Raw genomic sequence first — 23585 nt, 5'->3', positions numbered from 1 at the left:
CCGCTTCCTGCGGCTGCTACCAGGCCGACAACGCCACTTACGCCCGAGCGCTGGGGGGTATTCGATCGGCATAGGGGACAGCCATGGCGGCTGCGCCCCTGCCACACCACCCGGCATGCGGGTCCGCACCGGGCGGTTCGAGAAGTTGAGGTCATGAGAGCCGGGGGACCCTGAGGCGATCAAAGTAGGCGATGGTCAGCACGGTCTTCAGTAGCCGGTCGCTGTTATGCCACCAGCGCCGTGAGTTGCCAGCCACCTGGCGCGCCGCACCGCGGGTCGCACCGAGCGCTTTTAACTCCCGGAAGATGGTCGAACTGCATTTCCAATGTTTGAGCTGGATCGCCCGCAAGCGGTGACGCATCCACTCATCCAGCGTCCGCCAGATGTGCGGGGTTTGCGCCAACCGGAAGTAGGCTTTCCAGCCAAGCACATAGGGACGTAGTCTTTCCACGACTTCAACCATGCTGCGCCCGCCAGAGCGGCCAGTCAGTTGCCTGATCCGCTGCTTCAACGTCGCCAAAGGCTTGGCGGCCACCTTGCATCTGATCTCCCCCTGGGTGCCGCCCAGAAGCTGAAACCGAGAAACTTGCGCCCAAATACGCTGGCGACCGCACTCTTGGTCTCATTGACCGTCAAGTGCAGTTGGGCGTGCAGGCTGCGCAGTAATTCCATCACCCGCTCACCCGCACGGCGGCTACGAACGTACACATTCGCATCGTCGGCGTAGCGCACGAAGCAATGGCCCCGGCGTTCCAGTTCCTTATCCACTTCATCGAGTATGACATTGGCCAACAACGGCGATAGCGGTCCGCCTTGCGGCGTTCCCTGATGCCGTTCCAGCACCACGCCATCACTCATAATTCCGCTGTTCAGATACGCTCGGATTAGCCGAATGACTCCGGCGTCATCAATGCGCTTCCGTAGGCGGTCAATCAGAAGGTCGTGATTGACCCGGTCAAAGAACTTCTCCAGGTCCACGTCCACCACGACCCGGCGACCGGATTGCACATAGGACTGCGCAACCAGCACCGCATCGTGCGCACGGCGTCCCGGACGGAAGCCGTAGCTGTGCTCGCTGAAAGTGGGGTCCAGAATCGGCTGCAACACTTGCAGCAGCGCTTGCTGGATCACCCGATCCGTCACCGTCGGAATGCCAAGCTCACGCTCGCCACCGTCAGGCTTCGGGATCGCTACCCGACGTACCGGACTCGGCCGGTACGTCCCCCGCAACAGGCTTTCACGAATCGCCGGCCACGCAGTCACCAGGTGACGTGCTGTCTGGTCAATATCCAGACCATCCACGCCCGCTGCGCCCTTGTTGGCTCGCACCCGCTTCAATGCCTGTCGCAGGTTCTCTCTCGTCAGTGCCGCCGAAAGCAGCCCTGACCCTGTGTTTGCCAGTTCATGTCGCGCGCCGCAGATTCCGTCGCTGGCAGGATCACGCGCAGCTTCACCGCGCGCTACGCCCACCCGCCCCGCTTGCGCGGGCATCTGACGCCATATCTGCTGCATCAACATGCGGCTAAACATTCCTTCTCGTTTGGTCCTTCACCTCCGGTTTCGGCCTTCTCCGGCCACGCCTCGGGCGACTACGACCGCTGCTGACTTCTCGCTCCGGCTCGACACCGTCGCCCTTTCAGGCACAAGGCGAGATCTCCCCAGGTAAGGGCCGCACTCCTTCGCTGCATAACCGCAGGATCTACGCCACTTCGCCTTGATCACGAGAGCTTCGCGCTTACGTGCCCGCTCGCCCTGCTCCGCAGCGCCTTCTATCCGGTTCTTGTTCATCGGCTCGCAGCTTCGATGCACGCGTCCTCACCACACTTGGTCACCCCCGTGCAGTTGCGCTTCACTTCATTTGCTGTGATCAACTTACGACGGGACTTGCACCCGCAAGAGTGCGCCCATGCTGGGCGCACACGCCAAACCGAACACGCGCTGCGCGCGAATCCGGACAGTGATCCCAGGCTGGACAGTCATCCATCATACGTGGCGCGCGGGACATGCGTGGCACCCGCGGGTGGCTTTCCGAGGCCTACCTGACGAATGGCAGCTTGTTCGTGCGCAAGATCATTGGCGTTCTACGGCTATCCCACGAGGGCGGTCGCAGCCGCCGCGGTATGGGGGGCTCCCGGGTCACCGGCAGCATTTCACGGGAAGAGCAAATCAAGCTCCAGCTCGCCGAAGTGAAGGGACCGGTCATGGACCGCCTGCAGCACAGCGACCTGGTCAAGCAGCAACTCAGCGGGCAAGTGTTTCTCAGCACGGTGGACGCTTTCCGTTGCTTGAGCGACGAGGATTCTCGGGCGGAAGCGCTGCGCGCTGGCGGCTGAGCACGCGGCTGCTTGGCCCCTGCGCTGGCGCTCCCGGCCGCGACTGCCGGCGTCCTAGCAGGGCGTACGGACAAAACTCCCCAGACGGGACTCCAGCGGACGGCGAAAGGACCTCAGTCGCGCCCGTGCCGGGAGCGGTGTCGAGATTCTTTACACTCGCGCTGCCGCGCCATGCTTTGGCACGCCAATCCGACTCGACGTGTCGTCCACAAATCATTGTTTGCCCTAATTTATTTGCAGAAATCTGGTCGACTGCCAGAGCGCTGGCATCAAATTTGCTTATATCACCTCATTTCCCTAACCGAGCAAACAAACATGACTACGCACCGGCAACTGCCTTTTGCACTCAATTCATCCTGGTGGCCTGCGCGCGCCGGCATCACGGTCCTGGCCGCTGCGGCGCTGTTGCTATCGGCGCCGGCACAGGCCTTGCCGACCAAGCAGGTGACCATTCAGCCCTGGCAAGTCTGCGATGACGCCGGCAGCAATTGCGCGACGACCAGCCTCTTCGCTGACTTCACCACGAAGATCTGGGCACAGGCCGACCTCGTCGTGAACTTCCTCGGCATCCAGCAGGTCAACAGCAGCGCGCGTTTGAACGAAAACGCCTTCGCCGACCTCGGCCACGTCAGTGCCGGGTCGATCATCGATCTGTGGTTCGTCCATGACCTCTTCGACTGCGGCGGTACTTTTGGCCCTGGCGAACTTTACGGCTGTGGGACTGCGAGCGGTTGGTTCGCGGTGACCCAGGAAGTCTTTGACTTTTCGTTGGTGGGGCGCGTCGACACGCTCTCGCACGAACTCGGCCACGTCCTCGGACTGGGACACAGCGACTTCGGGGCCGGCGGTAACGACAACCTGATGACCTCCGGCGGCAGCCGCGTCATTGCGCAGGCCTTGGGTGACGTCAACCCGGATGGTCTGGGACTCGAAAAACTGACAGCCGCGCAGATCACCGAAGCCCGCTCCAGCAGCTTCACCTCGCTGGCCCCAACGGTTACTGTTCCCGAGCCCGGCACGATGGCCCTCGCTGGCCTGGCGCTGCTGGGGTTGGGCCTGGCACGAAGGACTTCGACTGCCCGTTGATCGCGCTCCGCCGGACCGCGGCGGCGGCACCCAGTGGCATGCGCGTGGCCGTGCCCTGGTTGGCTGGTTGGTGTTGACGCTGGCTGCGACGCCCGTCGGGGCTGGCGCCCCAGCCGCCGACGTGGTCGTCCTGCCGCCGGTATTCGAAGCGCACAGTTCCCCTGCGGGCACCTATGTGCTGGAAATTCGGCTGCGCGAGGACGCCAATCCACATCTTGCACGGGCCACGGCAACGCTGTTCCGTGTCACTTCGTCAAAGCGCCAAGCGGTGTGGACAAGGGAACTGCCCCACCGCCCGCGGCCGCGCTTCTTCGCCGTTGGCGACGGGGGGCAGGTCGTCCTGCTCGACGAATGGTTGAACATCCGCAGCGAGTTGGCGGTGATGGTGCTCGACCTGGCCGGCTGCACCCTCGTCCAGTTTGACCTGGAAGCGGTGCGGGCGGCGCTCGGCGTGCCGATCAGCGCGCTCGCGCCCGCCGCCCGGCACGGCGTGTGGATGCAGGCGCCACCGGTGATCAATGCACGGGGCGACGCGGTGGAAGTCGCGGCCGCGAATCGTGTGCTGTCGATCAGGCTCAGCGACGGCAAGTTGTCCGCACACTGAGGCGGTGCTATCCCTGCGTGCGGCGCGGCGCGATCGGCCGAAAACACACACGCCGGACTATGCACGCGCTGCTCCGATCGCCGTCTTTGGCGGCCGGGATGACCCGTTGAGCGCCGAGGAGCCAGCTGGCTGCGGCGCCGGCCCGCGACCATCCGATGCTCCAGGGGCACAGCCGCCGCCTTGGCGCGCGGCTACCCGCTGCATCAGCATCGTGCGCTTTCCCCGAGTCGGCGTCCTGTTGCACGCGATCGAATCGCCCTTGCTGTAAGGATCGACGTCCCGGAACGACTGACGGATCAATGCTCAGCTCGCAACCAACAGGCTCGCACCCGCCATGCCCCCTGCCCCCCGCCGCTCACCGATCCTCTGGCACGTCACCGCTCTGATGCGCGCTGGCGAGCGGCTGGCGCTTGTGGCGGCTGGGGCCGGGGCCGGGGCCGATTATTGGCGCCTGTTGCAGCGCGAACTCGCGGACAGTGAGGACACGCACGATGATTGCGGCGTCCCCGCAGGCAGTTTCCGGAGCGCGGTCGCCACCCACATCCCGGCGTCGATCCAGCCCGGCGAGACGCCATGATCTCGGTCATCATTCCGGCCTTCAACGAAGAGGCGCGGATCGGCACCACGCTGGCCAATGTCCTGCTGCAGCGACCCCTGGAAGTACTGCTGGTGGACGGAGGCAGCCACGACGCGACCACCGCCATTGCCGCGGCGACCGAGGGTGTCCAGGTGTTGAACGCCGACCGGGGCCGGGCGCGACAGATGAACGCCGGTGCCGCGGCCGCTCGTGGGGACTGGCTGCTTTTCCTGCATGCCGACACCCTGCTGCCAGCGGTGGCTCTGGCACGTATCGCCGCCCTTCCCGAGAGCGTCCTGGCCGGCGCCTTCAGACACCGCTTCTCGGGCGACGACTGGCGTCTGCGACTGATATCGCGCCTGGACAACTATCGCAGCCAGTTCACAAAAATCGCCTTCGGCGACCAGGCGCTCTTCGTGCGGCGGACGCTGTTCGAGCGCCTCGGCGGCTTCCCGTTGTGCGATGTCATGGAAGACGTGGCCTTCGGCGAGCGCTTGCGCGCCGCCACCGCACCGGTCCTGCTGCGCGAAGAGGTGATCACCGATTCACGCAAATTCGAGCAGATGGGCGTTTGGGCCAGCCTGATGCGGGTGGGCTTGCTGCTGCTCTGTCACCGTTTGCGCCTGCCACTGGTGGGGCGAGCCTTTTTCCGGGAAGTGCGCTAGCTTACCGCCGGCTTTGGAGATGTCATGAAGAACCGGATTCTCGCCATCGCGTTCGCCTTGTTGCCACTCTCGGCCAGTGCCGCGTTCGACCACAGCCATGCCGCGTGGAGTGCGCTGCTCAAGCAGCACGTCGTCCTCATCGACGGCGGCAAGACGTCGCAGGTAGACTATGCCGCTGTGGCGAAAGAGCGGGCGGCACTGCAGGCCTACCTCGACAGCCTGTCGGCGGTAACGCGCGCGCAGTTCGATTCCTGGACCAAGCCACAACAGCTGGCGTTCCTGATCAACGCCTACAATGGCTTCACCGTCGAGCTGATTCTCGGCAAGTATCCGGACCTGACCTCGATCCGAGACCTGGGCAACATCATCTTCAACAGCCCCTGGAAGCGCAAGTTCTTCACCCTGTTCGGCGAGCCGCGTCATCTCGACTGGATCGAGCACGACACCATCCGCAAGCCCGGCGCCTATGACGATCCCCGCATCCATTTCGCGGTGAATTGTGCCTCCGTCGGCTGCCCGATGCTGCGCGAGGAAGCATTCGTCGCCGAGCGGCTGGATGCCCAGCTCGAGGAGCAGACGCGGCGCTTCCTCGCCGACCGTTCGCGCAATCGCTACCAGCCGGCGACGCAGACGCTGGCCGTCTCCGAGATCTTCAAGTGGTACGGTAAGGACTTCGAGCGCAAGCTCCCGGGCAGCTCCTCGCTCAAGCAGTTCCTCGGCAACTACGCCGATCTACTGGCTAGCGCACCCAGCGACCAGGCCAAGGTGCGCCAGGGCCAGGCAGAGATCGACTACATCGACTACGACTGGGCGCTCAACGGCGTGAAGCGCTGAGGTCAGTCGCCGGGCGCCGTGTCGAATCCCATCTCAGCGCGGGCCGTCGGGAGTAGTAGTCGGAGTGTTGGGTGATGTGCATGGCCGGCTTCGCCCCTCGGCACCGCGCCGTGCCTGGCCATCGTCTGGTCTGGCCCGGCGCACAAGTGACCGCGAGGACAGAGTGCGCACGCCAGGCGGGGAGCGCCCCCGCTGGCTTACATTTTCATCGTGCTTCGGCGCAACGAATCCGCGCCAGCCACGGGTATTGCCCCGGAAAAGAGCATTGCCTCGACCATCACCAGTGCCATGCGCTACGCGCTCTCGGCGTTGTCGAAGAATCTCGCGACAAAAATGCGCGCTCGAGGATCTTCGCCAGATGGCACACGGAAGCGTCAGGTTCGGCATTCGACAAGCAGAACCTGAGCCACTCGCCATCAACTTGCCGGCACACCAGCAGATGCCAACGGCTAACCAAGGGGGATTTGCCATCCCAGACCCATACCCGCTGGGCCAGATAGTCGGCCCTCACTTTGTTCTTCCTGCCGTCGCTGATCGCCAGCCGGCGCCATTGTGAGGTCGGCTGAACGGACATCCAGGCGGTCGCCGAAGTAGGCGCTGCCCGGGTGCGCAGGCGTAGTGACGCGCGCACCTGCGACGATCGGCCATTCGCCAGGACGGGTGTTGGATCGTCAAGATAAACGGCCAGATCCCGATGGATCTCCGCCAGGAAGGTTTCCCCGGCGCTGTCCAATTCGCCGGGGAGCCAAGGCAAGTGCCCATACTCGCCATCGAAGGCAAGGAAGGAGAAGGGCAAACCGTCCTGGCGCGAGCGCCAGATCACGTCAAGGGCGATTTCACGACGGCGACTGATCTCCCCTGCCGGCGCAGCCACTTCGGCCACGTCGCCGACAGGAGAGTCGACGCTGCGGACGGGGGGGTGTGCCTCGGCGTCCAGCAAGGCCGGCATGCCGTCCCTTGCCAGTGCCGCAAGCACACCCCCAGCTCCAGCTGCCTTATGTCCAGGCTCCGTCTGGCGGTTCGCGTGCGCGATGGCGCGCACAAGTGCAAAGCTGCCCATCCCTTCTTTTCCGCTAAGCTGACTACTTCATTTTGGCAATGTAGGCATCCATCACCAGATCAAGGTCCTTCTGGATTTCCTTGTTGTACGGCTTGTTGAGAACGGTCTTGGGTTTGAACTTCCACTCGGGCGTGCCGTCGGCAAGCGCCTGAACCAGTTCCCAACGGTAGGTGAAGGTCCTGCCACTCAAACTGCGCAAAGCTTCCATGCGCTCCGGCTCAATCACCTTCAGTTTTTCCAGGGCCGCGAACTTGTCCGGATCCACCGTGATTGCTTCCACCAGGGAGTCGTCGACAAGCTTCAGGCTGGTCTTGTACGGCAAGTCCGGCATGGCCTTGTCGATCGCACTCATCAGCTTGCCCGAGGTCGTGAAGCTCTTGTCGGTGACCGCAGAAAGCGCCTTGGCGTCCACCGTATCGGCGTGATGCGCCAGCACCTGCTCGGAAAGACGGTACTCCGACGGGTTGTAGACGGTCTGGCCGAAGACGTTTTGCAGGAAGAACAGGAAGACATAACAAACCAGCGCCGAGACCAGCGGGGTCTGAATCCAGGCTATGACAATGCGTCCGACCACGCTCCACTTGATGTTCTTGGAGTTCTTGATCAGCCCGATACCGATCACCCCGCCCACCACCGCCTGCGAGCTCGAGACCGGTACCAGCGGGATCGTCGGCAGGCCGATGGAAGCCAGCGCATACTCCAGGCCTTCCGAAGCGAAGAGGAAGAGCACCAGGGATGTCGAGATGATGACGACGAAGGCACCGACCGGGGTCAGCGGGGCGATTGACGTTCCCACGGTCATCATCACCCTCTGGGCGTAGCTGAAGACGCCGACGGCAATGGCGATGCCGCCGAGCAAGAACAGCTGCTGCAAGCCAGAGAACTCGAACACGCCAGCGTGAAAATCCTTGAACGGATTGGCGCCGATGAACACCCCCATGACGTTGGCGATGTTGTTGGCGCCGAGCGAGTACGAACCGAGGGCGCCGGCAATGACCAGACCAATGCGGGTCAAGGCATCCAGGCGAATGATGTGAATCTGCGACTTGGCAAGTAGCTTCATCACCCCCTTGTAGATGAAGTAACTGAAGAAGCCGGTGAGCACCGGGCTGGCGATCCAGGTGGCACAAATGGTCTTGAAGACGGTGTAGTCGGTGACCGAACCGGTGAACAGGTTCCAGCCGATGATTGCTCCCACCACGGCCTGGGTGGTGGACACCGGCAGACCGACGATGGTCATCCAGGCGACGACGGCCGCGGCCGAAAAAGCGACCATGAAGGCGCCGCCCAGCGCGTTGATCGAGCCGAGCTTCGACAAGGTGTGCGCTGCTCCGGCACCGCTGACGATGGCACCGAGAATCACGCCAAGCGTCAGGATGATCGCAGCCGTCCGGAACTTGACCATCCGCGAGGCGACCGCCGTGCCAAAGACGTTGGCGGCATCGTTGGCCCCCAGCGACCAACCCAGGAACAAGCCGCTGGACAGGTAGAGGAATATCGTAGGATCCATGATTTGGGCTTCTCCCTGGCCTTAGTCCAAGCGCTTGATGGTGTAGATCGCCAGCCAGTCGGCCACGTCCTCGGATTCATCAGCGATGTGGTCGATCGCGTCAATGAAGCGGCGCAGGTGCAACTTCTCGGCCAGCGGCAGGGAAGAAGCGAAGACGGCGCGTTTCAGCTTGTCGGATGCGCGGTCGGCGTCTTTTTCATAGAACATCACCTTGTGCAGGTGATCGCGAACCGATTGAATGTCGCGCAGGAAGGCCCGCGACGCCAGCACGGTACTCTCGACGGCCAGGGCGACGCTTTCGGCCAGTTGCCGGAGGTCGGCGTGCAGTTCCGGGGGGAAAGCGGGCCTTTCGATGTCGAACGACACCATCGTCTCTTCCATGACATTGAGCAGGCAGTCCAGATCTTCGAGCAGACTCAACACGTCGCCGCGGAAGTCGGGGATCAGCGCCAGGGTGTAGAGTTCGTGCTCGACCTGGCGACGCAGTTCGTCACCTTTGTGCTCCAGGTCGTTGAGCTGCTTCAGTTTGGCCGACAGGTCGCCATTCCCGCCTGCCTCCAAATACACCCCGATAGCCGAACGGAAGGAGATCCCGCCCTGGGAAACGGTATCCAGAAAGGAATCGAAGTGTGTTTCCACTTCCTTGGTGCTGTGGAATAAGCGCAGCTTGCTGGTGTCCATTACATTCTCCTGTTGCACCCGTAGAGATGCTCACGTAATTGAAATTGATATCAGAGGAATGCCGGTTGGCGAACGGCCCAGACGCTGCCGCCCACATTGTTGCTCGACGCAGATGGCTAATTGGTCGCCACCTGACAGCGTTGCGGCAGTTCCTGGCGCCGCTGTCACAGATCGAGCCAGCGAATGTGACGATTCCTCCCCTTGCAGAATCGCGCGTGTCTCCCCCGCGAAGCCCACCCGTTGATGAAGCACATAGCGTGCCATCAACCCCCACCACGCGGTTTTCGCGCCAAATCAGGAACATGGCGGCGGACAGCCAAGCCAGGCGAAGCGCCGACAGGGTGCAACAATACGAACGATAAACGTTCCACAACACCTGCAAATATAGAGGTTTTGTATTTAATACAGTGTCTTGCGTGATCTTCAAGGGCATGGCGCATAGAGACGCATCGTTACACCCTGGCGACACCCGCAACCCGGCGTGCCGCGACGGCTCTCTGGCGGAGCACTCTGACGAGCCGCGGGCGATGATCCGATGCCAGGCCGATGCCCCCCCTCGGGATCGCCGCTCTCCCGCACGCCTTACGCTTTCTGCTAAGCTGCCGGCCGACACTTGTGACGGTTCTCGCGCTTACTGCCACGCCGCCTTTCACCGCCCGACCCTGATGACAGTCCATGTTCGACCAGCTGCGAAAATATGCCGCCGCTTATGCCGTGGCGATCGGTGGGATTCTGCTGACCTGCCTGTCGTCGTGGAATGTGCGGGAGGAGTTGCAGACCAGCCACCTGAAGGAATTCCAGTGGGCGGCCAGCGATCGCATCGAATCGGTGCGGGCGGTTGTCAATCAGGGCCTCGACGCGCTGCTGGAAATTCGCGGGCTATTCTATGCAGCGCAGGAAATCGACGACAGCGAGTTCAGCGTATTTGCCGATTCCATCTTGCAGCGTCGGCCGTACATCGCGAGCCTGCTGTGGGCGCCACTGCTGGTCGCGCCGCGGCAGGAGCCGTCACCAACCGGCGCCGAGCGCGTGCCGGCAAGCGCCGCTGCGGCAAGCACTGATCCGGCAGCCAGCGGCAGCGAGCAGCGAGCGCGGATCCCGGTGGTACTGGCCGCGTCACGGGCGCCTTCCGGGCTGAAGACCGGCGTCGACCTGAACGCGAACAGCGACCTGGCAGCAGTATTCGAGCGGGCCAGGACAAGCGGCAAGCTCGCTGTCAGCGGACGCATGGCGCTGCCGCGTCCCGATCAGGAAAGCCTGTCCGTCATCTACGCTGTATTGCCGATCAATGCGCCTGCAAACGTGCGCAGCGGCGCGGCCCCTCTGGGTTTCGTGGTCGGCGTATTTGACATCGAGGAGTTGGTCCATGTCGCCATCGGACTCCTCGAACCACGCGGCGTCGAGGTCCTGGTGCGCGACGAGACAGCTGGCGACGACGCCCAGTTCCTCCACTTTTACGCGAGCCGTCTGGAGCCGGGCTCCACCGCCACCGCCGCCGGCATGCTGCCGGAGCAGGACGAGAATCAGCCACGGATGGTGGCCACGATCAACGTCGGCGACCGCAGCTGGACCGTCACCGGCGTCGCCACACATACCTTTCGCAGCGCCGAGGCGTTGACCGAAGCGCATTGGTTGGTGATGGTCAGCGGCCTCCTGTTTACGGCCCTGCTCAGTTTCTACCTGGTGCGCAGTCGCCGCGAACTGGACAATCGAAGCCGCCTCACAAAGACGATTTTCGAGCGCGAAGAACTGCTTCGCCAGCTGGCGGAAACGGTCGATGTCGTTTTCTGGGCGACCAACGCCGAAGCGACGCGGCTGGAGTATATCGGCCCCGCATTCCGGAAAATCGCGGGTGATGAGGCCGGGCTGGACAATGCCGAACCCTCGCTGCTGCTCGACGTTTTCGCCCCCGAAGACCGACGCGTGCTGCGCGAGTCGATCGCCGACCTGCAGGCGGATGCCGGGCGTTTCGAGCTGATTCTGCCGGTGTCTGGTGGCCACCGGGGCCAGCGGGATCTGCGCTGGCTGCGCGTCTGCGGCTTCCCGGTGCGGGCGCCGGGCCGTCACTTGAGCCGTATCGTCGGCTTTTGTGAGGACATTACCGAGCACAAGCTGGCCGAGGACGCGCTGCGCGACTCGGAAGCGAAGTTGCGAACCTTGTTCAATCACTCGCCAGACTTGATCTTCACCGTCGATGACCAGGCCAGGATCCTGTTCGCCAACCGGCCGTTGCCGTACTCGATTGGTGGTGCTGGGGAGAAGCGATCCGAGCTGGCTCTGCCACCACATGTCCGCCACGCCTACCTTGAAAAGCTGCGACAGGTATTTGCCGGCGGCCAAATCGAACACTGCCAGTACACTGCCGATGACACCACCTGGTGGGAAATCCGGATGGTACCGATCAGTTCGGCGAATGCCGAGAATACGGTGCTGGCGGCGATGGTGGTGATTACCGACATCACCGAGAACCGAAAACTGCAGTGGCAGGCGATCCGTAGCGCGCGTCTGGCATCGCTCGGCGTGCTGTCGGCAGGGATTGCGCACGAAATCAGCAACCCCAATCACGCGATCACGGCCAATGCGGCCCTGTTGACCCGCATCTGGCAGGACGCCCTGCCGATCCTTGCCGAGTACGAACGTGAGCAGGGAGATTTTCTGCTGGCCGGCTTGAATTTTGCGCAGGCGCGCGCGGCCATTTCACGCGGCATGGCCGACGTCGGTGAAAACGCCAGGCGGATTCAGAAGATCATCAGCAATCTGCGCCACCTGGGTAAGCAGGATCAAGGGCACATGGACGAACTCGCGGACATCGCGAAAATCCTGAAGGCGGTGCTGACGCTGCTCGACGCCCGCATCCGAAAGCACAGCGATTGCCTGACGCTGGATCTGCCGCAGGACTTGCCGCCCGTCAGGGGCAATGTCCAGCAACTTGAACAGGTAATGATCAACGTCATCGTCAATGCCCTGGAGGCGTTGCCGGATCGAGGCTGCTCGGTGCGGGTTTCTGCCAGACTGGACAGCAGCGGCAGCCGGATCATCATCCGCGTCGAGGATCAGGGCACCGGCATGAGCGACGCGGTCATGGCCCAGATCGGCGAACCTTTCTTCACCACCAAAGCCGAAAATGGTGGCACCGGGCTGGGTCTGTCAATCTCGTCGTCGATCGTCGAGAAGCACGGCGGCGTTTTGCGGTTCGAGCCAAACAAGAGTTCTGGAACGACGGTAAGTATTGATTTGCCGGTCACCAAGGAGCAGTGAATGAAAGATAAGTCCCCTGCCGGCTTGCCGGTCTTCCTCGTTGATGACGACCAGTCGGTCCTGCACTCGACGGCGGCAGTGCTGCACAGCGCCGGGGTGGCCCACGTTGAACTGCTCGACGACAGTCGGGAGCTGCTGCCGGCGCTTGAGCGGCAACCGGCCAGTACCGTTCTACTGGACCTCTTCATGCCGCATGTCGCTGGCAACGAGCTGCTGCCAAAGATCATCCAGCTCTACCCGGAGCTGCCGGTAATCGTCATGACCGCCGCGCAGGATGTCGAGACCGCGGTGCTGAGCATGAAAGAGGGAGCCTTCGACTACCTCGTCAAACCAGTCGAGGAAAGCCGCTTGGTCGCCAGTGTCCGGCACGCCCTCGAGGTACAGTCGCTACGCCGTCAGATGGGGGTGCTGAAGCACTATCTGCTCTCGGACTGCCTGCAGCACGGCGAAGCATTTTCCGGCATCGTCACCAACAGCCGCAAGATGCGGGCGCTCTTTCAGTACGTCGAGGCGGTCGCTGTTTCTGCCGAGCCGGTGTTGATCTCTGGCGAAACCGGCGCCGGCAAGGAGATGTTCGCGCATGCCCTGCACAAACTCAGCGGCCTGGCCGGACAGTTCGTGCAGCTCAATGTCGCCGGCCTCGATGACACGCTGTTTTCGGACACCCTCTTCGGCCACCGCAAAGGCGCCTTCACCGGTGCCGACGAGAACCGTGCCGGCCTGATCGCGCAGGCCAGCGGCGGCACCCTCTTCCTCGACGAAATTGGCGATTTGTCGATGGCCTCGCAGGTCAAACTCCTGCGCCTGCTGCAGGAACACATGTACTTCCCCCTGGGCTCCGACGTGGCTCGCCCGAGCGACGCCCGCGTCGTCTGCGCGACCAACCACAATCTTGCCCAGCTGATGCGCCAGAAGCAGTTTCGTTCCGATCTCTTTTTTCGCCTCTCGGTACACCAGGTCGAAGTGCCGCCGCTACGCCAGCACACGGAAGATATCACGCTGCTCCTGCAGCATTTTCTCGACGAGGCGGCGACAGCGATCAACAAGCCCGCACCCCAACCATCGAATGAGCTGATTACCTTGCTCTCGAATTACCATTTCCCGGGTAACGTGCGCGAGCTGCGGGCGATGGTGTTCAACGCCATGGCCCTGCATCGCGGTGGTTCGGTGCTGGCCATGGACAGCTTTCGCCAGGCCATTCAGAAGCAGCAGCAGACGCATGCCGACTTTCCGACCGCCGAGGCCTCTGACGGGCTGCCGATCGTCATCCCCGGACGCTTTCCAACCCTTGACGAGGTCGAGGAGGCAATGGTTCAGGAGGCCCTCCGACGCGCCAAAGGCAATCAGGGCGTGGCCGCGACACTCCTCGGACTATCCCGTCCGGCGCTCAACAGACGCCTGGCACGGCGGGCGATGCAAGCGAACTCCTGAGCCGTCGAACGCGCTGCGGGAGCTGGCGCCGCGAAGCAAGAGCGGTGGCACGCGCAGTCCGGGAGGGCGACTCTCCCCTCTGCTGCGCCGAGGCCACCTTCACGTGATGTCACCTTTCGACCCGCCATTACCACTGACCACGTAGCCAGCATGCATCGTTGGTCCCGGCGTAACGTCTTGCCGGCGTAACGCAGCACCGACAAGCGTGTACGTACGCCGCGTGAAGCGCTGTGCCGGCCATTTACCATGTCAATCGCCTAATTGTCGGTGTATTTTGTTGCACCCCATGATCGCTGCGGCGCCACCATGATCATGGTCCCAACGCTCTGTTTTAACAGGGTTTCTATTCCTCTCTCATGCGCGATGGCACTGGCACAGATGATGCTTTTGTTACACCGATCAGCGCCATGCAGAACGGTTGCTGAAGCCTGCTGCAGGCCATGCAGGTCGCATTCGAACAGCAGTCGGTCCGATATTTTGGGAGAGATATCAGTTGGACATGGGGGCGGACTCGACAATTCTTTGCCGCGAGGCGCAGTCGGAGGCATCACCGCGCCCGTCGGTTCGATGCTGCGGCACCCCTGCGTGCAGCGCCTGGGGATGCCACCAGCGCGGATGGCCACGCCCTGCCGCCCGCGCCTCGCCGCCGCAATGCTGCCCGTGATGCAGACGTTTACCCTCGTTAATTCAACCATCGCAAAGGTCAATCATGTCGGACGTAGACATTGCAGCATCTTCTTTCACGCGCCGGATCATGCAGCGTGTTTTTCCGAAGGTCCCGGATTTCTTTGCGCTGCTGGCCGCGCAAAGTGCGCATGTCAATGACGCTGCCAGCCTGCTGGTCGAATACATGGGCAGCGACAGTCAGCAGGCAAGCAAGAAGCTCGTCGAGGCCGAGCGTGAAGGTGATCGGCACAAGGTGCGCAACCTGACCCTGTTGAACGAAGCCTTTTCGACTCCCATCGACCGCGAAGACCTGCACCGGGCGATCATCAATCTCGATGAGATCATCAACAGCTGCCATTCAATTGTCGTCGAAATGCATAGCGAGGTTCTCGCCTTGAAGCCGGACAAGGCTTGCCTGGAAATGGCCGTGTACCTCAAGGCCGGGGTGGAAGCGGTCGCCGCGGGCTATGGCCGCCTGGGGAGCGATCCGCAAGGAGGCCGGGCAGACGCCGAAAAAGCCGACAAAGCGCTGAAAAGCCTCGCCCGAACTTACCGCTGCGCCCTGGCTGAATTGTTCAACGACAACGACTTTCACAACATCTTCAGGCGCAAGGAAATCTACACGCAGTTGAGCCGGGCTGGAGATCGCCTGAATATCTGCAACAGCACGCTGCTCGATATCGTCGTCAAGCTCTGCTGAATGCCGTCGTGGTGTGCATGAGTCCGAAGACCGAGGGCTCCAGGGCCCTCGGCTGCGTTTGGTGAGTGGCGCTGTCGCCACTCGGCTGCCACGTCGCAACCTGTCGTGCCTAACACAGAGACCGTCCGGGCTGATGCAGTGCACGTTGCCGCCTTCCAGCATAGACCACCGTCGTCGCCGGTCGCCCAGCTGCAGACGTCTCTCGCCGCGCTTCCCGATAAATGTTCCGCGCCTGGTTCCTGAAGGAGTTGCGCCCGACACTGAGTGACACGGCTCTTGCGTTATCTGAGAAACAAGGGGTCATTTCATCCGCGTTCGCACGAGGCGGTTCGACCTGGCCCCCTTTGAAGTGACGAATGTGCCAGTCCAATTCTCAGGGGCTTTCCCGATGAACGTCGAAACCGAACTCAAACTTTCACTAACGCCCGGCGTGGCCAGTCGCCTGGCCAAGCATCCGCTGCTGAGCGACGCGGTGCCGAGTCGAGAACGCGTCATTACGACCTATTACGACACGCCAGACCTGCGCCTGCAAAGTGAGCAGGTCGTCCTGCAGTATCGCAAGACGGGCTCGGGCTGGTTCGCCTCGGTCGGCAAGACTGCCTCGGGCGATCGCGAAGACGCGGGACGTACGGAGTGGGACGTCGCCGGCGAGCCTGGCGAGTTCGACTTCTCGCATGTCGCCGACAGGGGTTTTCGCCTGTGGCTGGAATCCTTGAGCCAGGACTTGCAACCGGCGTTCACCACCAGCTTTACCCGCAGCACCTGGCTGCTTGAACCACGCACCGGCGTGCGCATTGCGCTGGCGCTTGACCGTGGCTGGATCGTCAGCGAGGGGCGACGTCAGGTGATTTGCGAGATCGACCTCGAACTCCTTTCGGGTTCTGCTGGGGACCTGTTTTCCGCGGTCAGTGCGTTGCAGAGCGACTTGTCACTCCACCCGGACGCCAGCACCAACATCCAGCGCGGCTACCGGGCCTTGGCAGATTGGTCGCTGCGGGCGGTCAAGGCGGTTCCCGCCCGGACCCATGCCGGGATGACCGCCAACGCCGCCTTTCGCACCATTGCGCTGGCTTGCCTGAAGCATCTGCAAGGCAACGAGCCTGGTGTCTGCGAGAGCAGCCATCCGGAGTTCGTACATCAGGCTCGGGTGGCGATTCGCCGTCTACGTTCGGCGATTCGTATCTGGCGATCCTTGCTGCCGGAGGCGTTCGTGAACAGCTTTTATCCGCAGTGGCAGACGCTGGCCGGGAAACTCGGTGAAGCGCGTAACTGGGATGTGTTTCTGACCGAGACCTTGCCGGCCATCGCTGCCGCCTTTCCGGAGAGTGCCGAAAACGCTCGCCTGTCGAACTATGCCGAGCAACGTTGTGCGATCAATCGCGACGCCGCGCGTAGCGCGCTTCAGTCAGACGACTACTCGCGCTTGCTGCTCGACTTCACTGCCGCGGTGCTGGCACTTCCCGACCGCGATGCACGTCGACTCGACGCCTTTGCGCCCACTTGTCTCGAGAAGCGGGCGAAGCGGGCTCGTCGGCGGGCGGCAGAAACGCTTCCCGGTGACGCTGCAGCACGCCATCGGCTGCGCGTCGCGTACAAGCGGTTACGTTACGCACTCGAATTCTTCGCCCCGCTCTTTCCGGGTGAAATGCTACGCCACTACCACCTCTCGGCCTGCGCACTGCAGGACAGACTCGGGCGCTTGAACGACCTGGCGACAGCGGTTTCCTTGACCGAAGAAGCCCTGCCAGGAGAGTCTGGCGAAACCATCAGAGGCTGGCTGGAAGGGCAGACCAGACGTTTGTTACCGGAGATCCGCGATTCGCTGAATGACTTTCAGCAGCATCCCGTGCCATGGCGGGATCAGTGAAAACGCATGCGCTGCAACCGCCGCGCAAAGCACGCCGGTGGGGCTGGTGATCGCCAAGCGAAGGTGGCCGAACTCGCGTCCGCCGGTGGGCCGACGGCAAGGCTTGGCGGACGCGTGTCGCCGCGGGTCGACGCGGGGGTGTAACGTTGCGCTCTATGCGAAAGCCCCTGAGGATCACGCAAGACGCTGAATAAAGTACCCAATGTCCCGATGGTGCCGTTAAGATGCGCGCTGCACGTTCGTTTTGTTTTACCGTTGAGAGGCTCCGTACTGGTCAAGGGTTCACTGCTAAGTAGCTGATTGAGTGCAATAACTTCGGAACGAACTGATGGTGGCACAGTGTGTGCTCTATCCACTTGCCAAAAGTTGTGTGCGATCCCCGCCCCTGCCTGTCCGCGGGCTTTGTCAGTTGCTTCTGCAGGCGACTATCCTGCAGTGCTGATAGTTCCTGCGACGAGCATCGAAGCACACCACAGGTGAATACGTTGACCAGCATGGCCATCTGCAGCGTGTGGCTGGCCGGAAAGGTTGCTCTGGTGAAGTCCCGTACTGGTTGCTGAATACCGACGTGCGCTCCCGGATAAACCCCGGTACGCTCATGTCGTCCCGTAGCGACAAGCTCGTTTCCGGCCTTGGCTGGGGCTCCCGAGTGGTTACGACACAATGTATGTGATAGCACCCGACGCAGCTTGGGCAATTGGCCAGGGCTGTGTTTTTGGCCTTGCTGGAGACCGTATGGACTGCAGCAAGGCAATTTTCTGCCTGCATCGTGGGAGGCCCTAGGGCATGGAAGTGGCATTGAATCTTAAGAACGACAAACTCGTGGGCGATTTCTGGGGTGGTCTGGCGTCGATGTTGGTCGCCCTGCCGTCGGCGATCGCTTTTGGCGTCACCATCTACGCAGCCATCGGCCCCGAGTACGCCGGCCTGGGCGCGCTGGCGGGCATTCTCGGGACCACTGCTCTTGGCCTGGTCGCGCCGACGCTCGGGGGGACCAATCGCCTGATCACGGCGCCTTGTGCACCGGCGGCGGCGGTGTGCTCGGCCTTCGCCATCGAGCTGGTACAGAATGGCGTTCCGGCCACCTTCATCGTCCTGATGTTAACCGCCCTCGGGCTGGTCTGCGGGATCGTCCAGCTACTGCTCGGCTTTCTGGGCGTCGGCGGCTTGATCAAGTACATCCCGTTTCCGGTCGTCAGTGGCTACCTCAGTGGCGTCGGCCTGATCATCATCGGCAGCCAGATCCCAAAATTCATGGGGGTCATGGATGGCACGTCCTGGTGGCGGGTGTTGATCGGGCCCGATCTGTGGCACTGGCAAACGGCGCTGATCGGCGCCGTAACAATGGCCGTAATGCTCGGCGCGCCGCGGGTCACGCGCCTGGTGCCGGCGGCCATTCTCGGCTTGCTGGGCGGGGTAATCACCTACTTCGCGATCGCCTACACGGTCGATGACTCTTTGCTGGTCATGGAAGGCAACAGCCTGATCATTGGCCCGCTCGGCGGCTCGGCGTCGAGTATGGTGCAGGCAATTACCGGCCGCTGGCAGGAGATCGGCGAGCTCAAGCTCAGCCAGATCGGTGCGCTGCTGGGAACGGCGCTGACGCTGGGCGTCTTGCTGTCGATCGATACGCTCAAGACCTGTGTCGTTCTAGACACCATGACCCGCAGCCGCCACGATTCGAACCGTGAGTTGATCGCGCAGGGTTCCGGAAACATTGCTTCAGCCTGCGTCGGCGGCATGCCTGGCGCCGGACAGATGGGGGCAACGCTGGTCAATCTCACCAGCGGCGGGCAGACGCGTATATCGGGGGTGATCGAAGGGGTGCTGTCGCTGATCACCTTCCTCGCCTTGGGAACTCTCATTGCCTGGATTCCCGTCGCTTCCCTGGCGGCTATCCTGATCATCGTCGGGATTCGCATGATCGACCGGGACAGCCTGCACCTGCTGGAGTCGCCATGGACGCGCTTCGACTTCTTCGTGGTCCTGACGGTGGTGGCCGTGGCCCTTGGCTACAGCCTGATCGCGGCATCGGGCGTGGGCATTGTTCTGGCGATGCTGCTGTTCATCCGTGAGCAACTGAGCAGCACGGTGATCCGCAGCAAGGTTGACGGCAGCAATCGCTTCTCGAAGCGCGTGCGCTTGCGTGAGGACATGGAAGTGCTCGAGAAAGAGGGGCAGCAGACGGCCATTCTGGAACTGCAGGGCAGCCTTTTCTTCGGCACCAAGGATCAGTTGTACCTGGCGCTTGAAGCGGAAGTCAGCACGCGCAAGTACCTCGTGCTCGATATGCGGCGCGTGCAGTCGGTCGACGTCACGGCCGTGCATCTGCTGGAGCAGATCCGGGACTCGCTGAGAGAACGTGGCGCCTTCCTGATTTTCAGCAACCTGTCGCAGACCCTGCCCAATGGCCGCAACATCGGCGAGCTCTTCGAGCAGATGGTGCTGACGACACGCAGCGAGCATGTCAAGGTCTTCCCGGAACTCGACGACGCTGTGGAGTGGATTGAAGATCAGATCCTGGGCCACGACCCGGAACAGGAGGCCCAGGTTGCGCCGCTGGAACTCGTCGATCTCGAGCTTTTCCAGGATCACAAGGAGGAGACACTTATCGATCTCGAAGCCTGCTTCGAGCGGCGCTCGATCGCCAAAGGCGACAAGGTGTACTCGTTCAACGATCCCGGCAATGAGCTGTTCCTGATTCGCAAGGGCGCGGTCCGCATCACCCTGCCGGCCGGTGACGGAATGCCCGGTCACCACGCCTTGACCTACGGACGTGGTGACTTCTTCGGCGGCATGGCCTTCCTCTCGCAAATGACGCGTTTCAACGACGCCAGGGCAGTCGAAGATACCGAGATGTTTGTCCTGCAACGCGAGCAGTTCGACAAGATCAGAGAGGAACACAAGCGACTCGCGTGTCACCTGGTCGAGGCGGTTGCCAAGGTGCTGGCTCTGCGCCTGCGCTATTCCGACAAGGAGCTCATGGCCATGCAGGAGTAGACGGGCCTGCTCGTTGTCTTGACCCCGGCGTTCTCTCTGCCACGAATCGAGCACATCGGCTGAACCTGCCTGGCCAGTGTTTTGCACAGCGCTCGATCTTGAAGCCACGATGCCGGGGCGTCGTGGAGTCTCCGGGCCCGGCGTCGGGCAGTTGCGCAACGTGCACCGAGTAACGAGTAACGAGTAACGAGAGCTTGAAGTGACGGCGAATATTCCGGGATTTTCCGCACCCAGCGCTGGAACAGAGGCGCCGCTGGAAATGCTTTCCGCCTGCCACGGCAGGATCCAGACACAATGCGCGACCTTGAGGCGCCTGGTTCCGCACCTGCTGGGCCGTGGCGCCGACGAAGAGGGGCGGACGACCGCGGTCCGGTTGGTGCGCTACTTCGACACCTCGGCGCTGCACCATCACGCCGACGAGGAAGACGACCTCTTCCCGGCGTTGATCGAGTCGATGGCCGGATCGGACGCCATCTGCCTGCGCGAAATGATCGACGGCCTGAAGGCCGATCACCGCGCACTGGAAGCGTGCTGGCGCCACCTGCGCGGCATCCTCGAAAAAGTCGCCGCCGGCGAGTGCGTGCCGCTGCTCACCAACGATGTCGAGGCACTGGCCGGTCGCTACGAGCGCCACATCGAGCGCGAGGAACGGGAACTCCTGCCAATGGCGGCACGCTTGTTGAGCGATGAGGATCTTGCCGGCGTCGGACGCGCGATGCGCGAGCGCCGGGGGATCAGAGCGATATAGGGCCCAGCGACAGGCCCCACCGGCCAATCCTCGGCTACCGCCTGCGCGCCCATCCCGAACCTTGCATCTTCACCGCGCGCCATGGCAGCTCCTGTTGCCCTACCAAGGTGACCGTTCGTATTGGCGCGTCGCTCGAGTACCATGGACTCGACAGCCATGGATAAACAAGCGGATTACCACCACACCATCGACCTGCGCCCCAGTTGGCAAACACGCGCGCTGAACGCCCTGCTGCGTCTGACGACACACAGGCGAGTCTCGCGAGAATCCGATATCGCAGCCTTGCGCCGCGAGTACGAGGAGATCGACGCGCGTTATTTCCAGGTCGCCCCTGACGTGCTGCGGACGCCGGTCGACTGTGACGGCGTTCCGGCCGAGTGGATCACCCTGCCCGGGAGTCGGGACGAACGCGTCATCCTCTACCTGCATGGCGGCTCGTTCGCCTTCCGCTTCCCGAACGCGCACGCCGCCCTGGTGTCGCGCCTGTGTCGGCGTCTCGACGCGCGTGCGCTGATCCCCGATTACCGCCTGGCACCGGAACACCCGTTTCCGGCCGCGCCGGACGATTGCCATCGCTGTTATCGAGCGCTCATCGCACAGGGTTTGAGTCCCCGCAACATCGTCCTTGCCGGCGACTCCGCGGGCGGCAATCTGGCGCTAGTGACAATCCACCGGGCACGGGCGGCCGCTGAGCCGTTGCCCAGTTGCGCCGTGCTGCTCTCGCCGGCGCTCGACTGCACGCTGACCAGCCCCAGCATGGCTGACTACGACGGACAGGACCCCATACTCCGCTTGCGCACGCTACTGGTGCTGCGTCGATGCTATGTGCAGTCGCCCGAGCAATACATTGAGCCCGAAGTGTCTCCGCTGTTCGCCGATTTCCGCGGCTTCCCACCGCTGTTCCTGCAAGCGGGCAGCAGCGAAATGCTGCGTGACGAAGCGATACGCGCCGCGGACAAGGCGCATGCGGCAGGCGTGGACGTCGAGCTCGAGATCTGGCCCGAGGTGCCGCACGCCTTTCAGCTTGCCGCCTTTCTCCCCGAGGCGACGTCGGCGATCGACCACATCGCGCGCTTCGTGCACAAGCGCACCGGCTGGTGTTGAACCTGCCGATCACGGCCGGAGGGAGGCGCCCACCCGACAAGTGGGAGCAAAGGGCAAACCAGGCCCCTTACTGAAAATGACAGGCGCCTGGTCCCTCAGGGTGGCCGCAACTTCCGCAGGGGCCAGGCAGGTTTGTGGCGCGCGAAGCGGACCCGGTGACGGCGGCGAAAGCCGATAGCTTCTTGTGCAAGTCGCTGCTGTGGCAATCCGGGCACGCCGGCGCGGGCGAAGACTGGCGTACCAGCTTCTCGAACTCCTTGCCGCAAGCGGAGCACGCGTATTCGTAGATGGGCATGATTTCGATCCTCCGGGTTATGCCGTAGTGTAATAGTGTAATCGCGTTCGCCATCAGCGGAGCTCTTCAGGGGAGATCAGCGTCCGACACCAGGCCGCCCTGCCGTGCCCTGGCCTATCAGGCCGACGCCCCTACCAATGCTCGATTCCCGCGATCGTGACCTTGACCAGTCGTGCAGTCAGTCAGCATTTGCACCGCCATTGAACTTTGCCATGGCTGGGCGATCGAAAATATCCCGACCATACAGCCACGCGAGCCGGGATCGTACCCACCTGGAGGAGAAAGAGATGAGAATGCGCAAACTTGTGGTCCTGCTTGGCGCGCTGTTCCTGAGCACCTCGGCGTTCGCCTTTCATTGCCCGGCCGACATGAAGAAGATCGACGAAGCCCTGGCCAAGAATCCAAAACTGACGGTCGAACAGATGTCCGAAGTGAAGAACTTGCGTGCCGAAGGCGAAGTCCTGCACAAGGCCGGCAAACACCAGGAATCGGTCGAAACGCTCGGCAAGGCAATGAAGATCCTCGGCGTCTGAGGCAGTGAACGCGCGGCAGGCACACGCCTGCCGTTTTCGCACACATTCCCAAAGCACTTCTCTGCGCTGGCAACAGCTCAACGGCTGATGACCAAAGGAACTTCCCGGCTGTCTGCGTCGGCTTCCGTCGGCGGTCAGAAACTTCCCCTTGGGCACCCGAACCGCCGCAGGCAGCTGCCTGCATGCCGCTTTATGCGCTTCCGCTCAGCCGGGCCACGATGATCCCGATCAAGCAGAGAAAAGCGACAATCTGTGCGAAGAAGAAGCCGAAGCGGACGGCTGTGACGGCGTTGGTCTGGACGAAACCGACGTGCACCAGCGATTGCGCCATGCGGGCAACGAAAATCACCGCTGAAAGGCCGTCGACCACCGTGCCGCCGACCTGGCCAATGTGAAGCGCGATAACGATGGCCCCGAAAACCGGAAGATTCTCGATGCAGTTTGCGTGCGCCCGCATCGCACGCTTGTAGCGATCTGACCCCTCGACCTGATCAGCCCGGAAGTTACCTATCGGCACCCGTCCCGCCAGGATCAGACTCCAGCGGTATACGCCGACCGTGCCCAGCAACAACAGCACGGTCCAGGCAGCAAATCCCAGCAACATCCACACGGGCACGTTCATGGCGTCACCTC

At 62.7% G+C, this 23585-nt stretch carries 19 protein-coding genes and 1 pseudogene; 14 read left to right on the top strand and 6 right to left on the bottom strand.

Annotated features, from left to right (window positions below):
• Positions 1–151: 151 nt before the first annotated feature.
• Positions 152–1518: pseudogene (gene ltrA, locus RUW20_RS21275) on the bottom strand (group II intron reverse transcriptase/maturase).
• 485 nt (positions 1519–2003) lie between these two features.
• Between ltrA and RUW20_RS21270 the strand changes: the two are divergent.
• The 6 genes from RUW20_RS21270 (at position 2004) to RUW20_RS21245 (ending at position 6099) form a co-directional block, all read left to right on the top strand.
• Positions 2004–2333 carry a hypothetical protein gene (locus tag RUW20_RS21270; RefSeq protein ID WP_313954220.1) on the top strand — a complete coding sequence of 110 codons (330 nt, stop codon included), beginning with the start codon at positions 2004–2006 and terminating at the stop codon, positions 2331–2333.
• Between the two features lie 315 nt (positions 2334–2648).
• Positions 2649–3419, top strand: a complete 771-nt coding sequence (locus tag RUW20_RS21265) for a PEP-CTERM sorting domain-containing protein (RefSeq protein WP_313954219.1) — start codon at positions 2649–2651, stop codon at positions 3417–3419.
• A 70-nt stretch (positions 3420–3489) separates the two neighbouring features.
• Entirely contained in the window at positions 3490–4023 is a 534-nt protein-coding gene (locus RUW20_RS21260; protein WP_313954218.1) for a hypothetical protein, read from the top strand.
• A 334-nt stretch (positions 4024–4357) separates the two neighbouring features.
• Positions 4358–4600 carry a hypothetical protein gene (locus RUW20_RS21255; protein WP_313954217.1) on the top strand — a complete coding sequence of 81 codons (243 nt, stop codon included), beginning with the start codon at positions 4358–4360 and terminating at the stop codon, positions 4598–4600.
• On the top strand, positions 4597–5265 hold the full coding sequence (locus tag RUW20_RS21250) for a TIGR04283 family arsenosugar biosynthesis glycosyltransferase (protein ID WP_313954216.1): 669 nt from the start codon (positions 4597–4599) through the stop codon (positions 5263–5265). The genes RUW20_RS21255 and RUW20_RS21250 overlap by 4 nt, the downstream gene beginning before the upstream one ends.
• A 24-nt stretch (positions 5266–5289) precedes the next feature.
• On the top strand, positions 5290–6099 hold the full coding sequence (locus tag RUW20_RS21245; RefSeq protein ID WP_313954215.1) for a DUF547 domain-containing protein: 810 nt from the start codon (positions 5290–5292) through the stop codon (positions 6097–6099).
• Positions 6100–6376: 277 nt separating this feature from the next.
• Here the strand turns inward: RUW20_RS21245 and RUW20_RS21240 are convergent, their stop codons facing one another.
• From RUW20_RS21240 to RUW20_RS21230, 3 genes are read right to left on the bottom strand one after another with little or no spacing between them, the layout of a single operon-like run.
• The gene (locus tag RUW20_RS21240; protein WP_313954214.1) at positions 6377–7159 is read right to left on the bottom strand and encodes a transposase; all 783 of its coding nucleotides are present in this window, start codon (positions 7157–7159) and stop codon (positions 6377–6379) included.
• A gap of 22 nt (positions 7160–7181) precedes the next feature.
• Positions 7182–8669 (bottom strand): anion permease, encoded by a 1488-nt coding sequence (locus RUW20_RS21235; RefSeq protein WP_313954213.1) that lies wholly within the window; start codon positions 8667–8669, stop codon positions 7182–7184.
• Positions 8670–8690: 21 nt separating this feature from the next.
• Positions 8691–9350 carry a DUF47 family protein gene (locus tag RUW20_RS21230; protein WP_313954212.1) on the bottom strand — a complete coding sequence of 220 codons (660 nt, stop codon included), beginning with the start codon at positions 9348–9350 and terminating at the stop codon, positions 8691–8693.
• 675 nt (positions 9351–10025) lie between these two features.
• On the opposite strand from RUW20_RS21230, the gene RUW20_RS21225 reads away from it, so the two are divergent.
• From RUW20_RS21225 to RUW20_RS21195, 7 genes are all read left to right on the top strand, one after another.
• Positions 10026–12608: an ATP-binding protein gene (locus RUW20_RS21225; RefSeq protein ID WP_313954211.1), complete on the top strand. Its 2583-nt coding sequence runs from the start codon at positions 10026–10028 to the stop codon at positions 12606–12608.
• Positions 12609–14039 (top strand): sigma-54 dependent transcriptional regulator, encoded by a 1431-nt coding sequence (locus RUW20_RS21220; RefSeq protein ID WP_313954210.1) that lies wholly within the window; start codon positions 12609–12611, stop codon positions 14037–14039.
• 709 nt (positions 14040–14748) lie between these two features.
• Positions 14749–15405, top strand: a complete 657-nt coding sequence (locus RUW20_RS21215; RefSeq protein WP_313954209.1) for a DUF47 family protein — start codon at positions 14749–14751, stop codon at positions 15403–15405.
• Between the two features lie 388 nt (positions 15406–15793).
• The gene (locus RUW20_RS21210; protein WP_313954208.1) at positions 15794–17272 is read left to right on the top strand and encodes a CHAD domain-containing protein; all 1479 of its coding nucleotides are present in this window, start codon (positions 15794–15796) and stop codon (positions 17270–17272) included.
• A 798-nt stretch (positions 17273–18070) separates the two neighbouring features.
• Positions 18071–20272: a SulP family inorganic anion transporter gene (locus RUW20_RS21205; protein WP_313954207.1), complete on the top strand. Its 2202-nt coding sequence runs from the start codon at positions 18071–18073 to the stop codon at positions 20270–20272.
• Positions 20273–20471: 199 nt separating this feature from the next.
• Positions 20472–21020: a hemerythrin domain-containing protein gene (locus RUW20_RS21200; RefSeq protein WP_313954206.1), complete on the top strand. Its 549-nt coding sequence runs from the start codon at positions 20472–20474 to the stop codon at positions 21018–21020.
• 156 nt (positions 21021–21176) lie between these two features.
• Positions 21177–22124: an alpha/beta hydrolase gene (locus tag RUW20_RS21195; protein WP_313954205.1), complete on the top strand. Its 948-nt coding sequence runs from the start codon at positions 21177–21179 to the stop codon at positions 22122–22124.
• 67 nt (positions 22125–22191) lie between these two features.
• Here RUW20_RS21195 and RUW20_RS21190 read toward each other — a convergent pair whose 3' ends face one another.
• Positions 22192–22419 carry a zinc ribbon domain-containing protein gene (locus RUW20_RS21190; RefSeq protein ID WP_313954204.1) on the bottom strand — a complete coding sequence of 76 codons (228 nt, stop codon included), beginning with the start codon at positions 22417–22419 and terminating at the stop codon, positions 22192–22194.
• A gap of 293 nt (positions 22420–22712) precedes the next feature.
• Between RUW20_RS21190 and RUW20_RS21185 the strand changes: the two genes are divergently transcribed.
• Positions 22713–22952, top strand: a complete 240-nt coding sequence (locus RUW20_RS21185; protein WP_409559396.1) for a hypothetical protein — start codon at positions 22713–22715, stop codon at positions 22950–22952.
• A gap of 190 nt (positions 22953–23142) precedes the next feature.
• Here the strand turns inward: RUW20_RS21185 and RUW20_RS21180 are convergent.
• Positions 23143–23585 (bottom strand): MAPEG family protein (locus tag RUW20_RS21180; protein ID WP_313954202.1); only part of this gene is annotated, 443 nt, incomplete at its 5' end.

The sequence above is a fragment of the Accumulibacter sp. genome (assembly GCF_032229525.1).
Lineage (GTDB): Bacteria > Pseudomonadota > Gammaproteobacteria > Burkholderiales > Rhodocyclaceae > Accumulibacter.
Note: the sequence above shows the minus strand (reverse complement) of the source record. Positions and strands in the feature narration are given on the sequence as shown.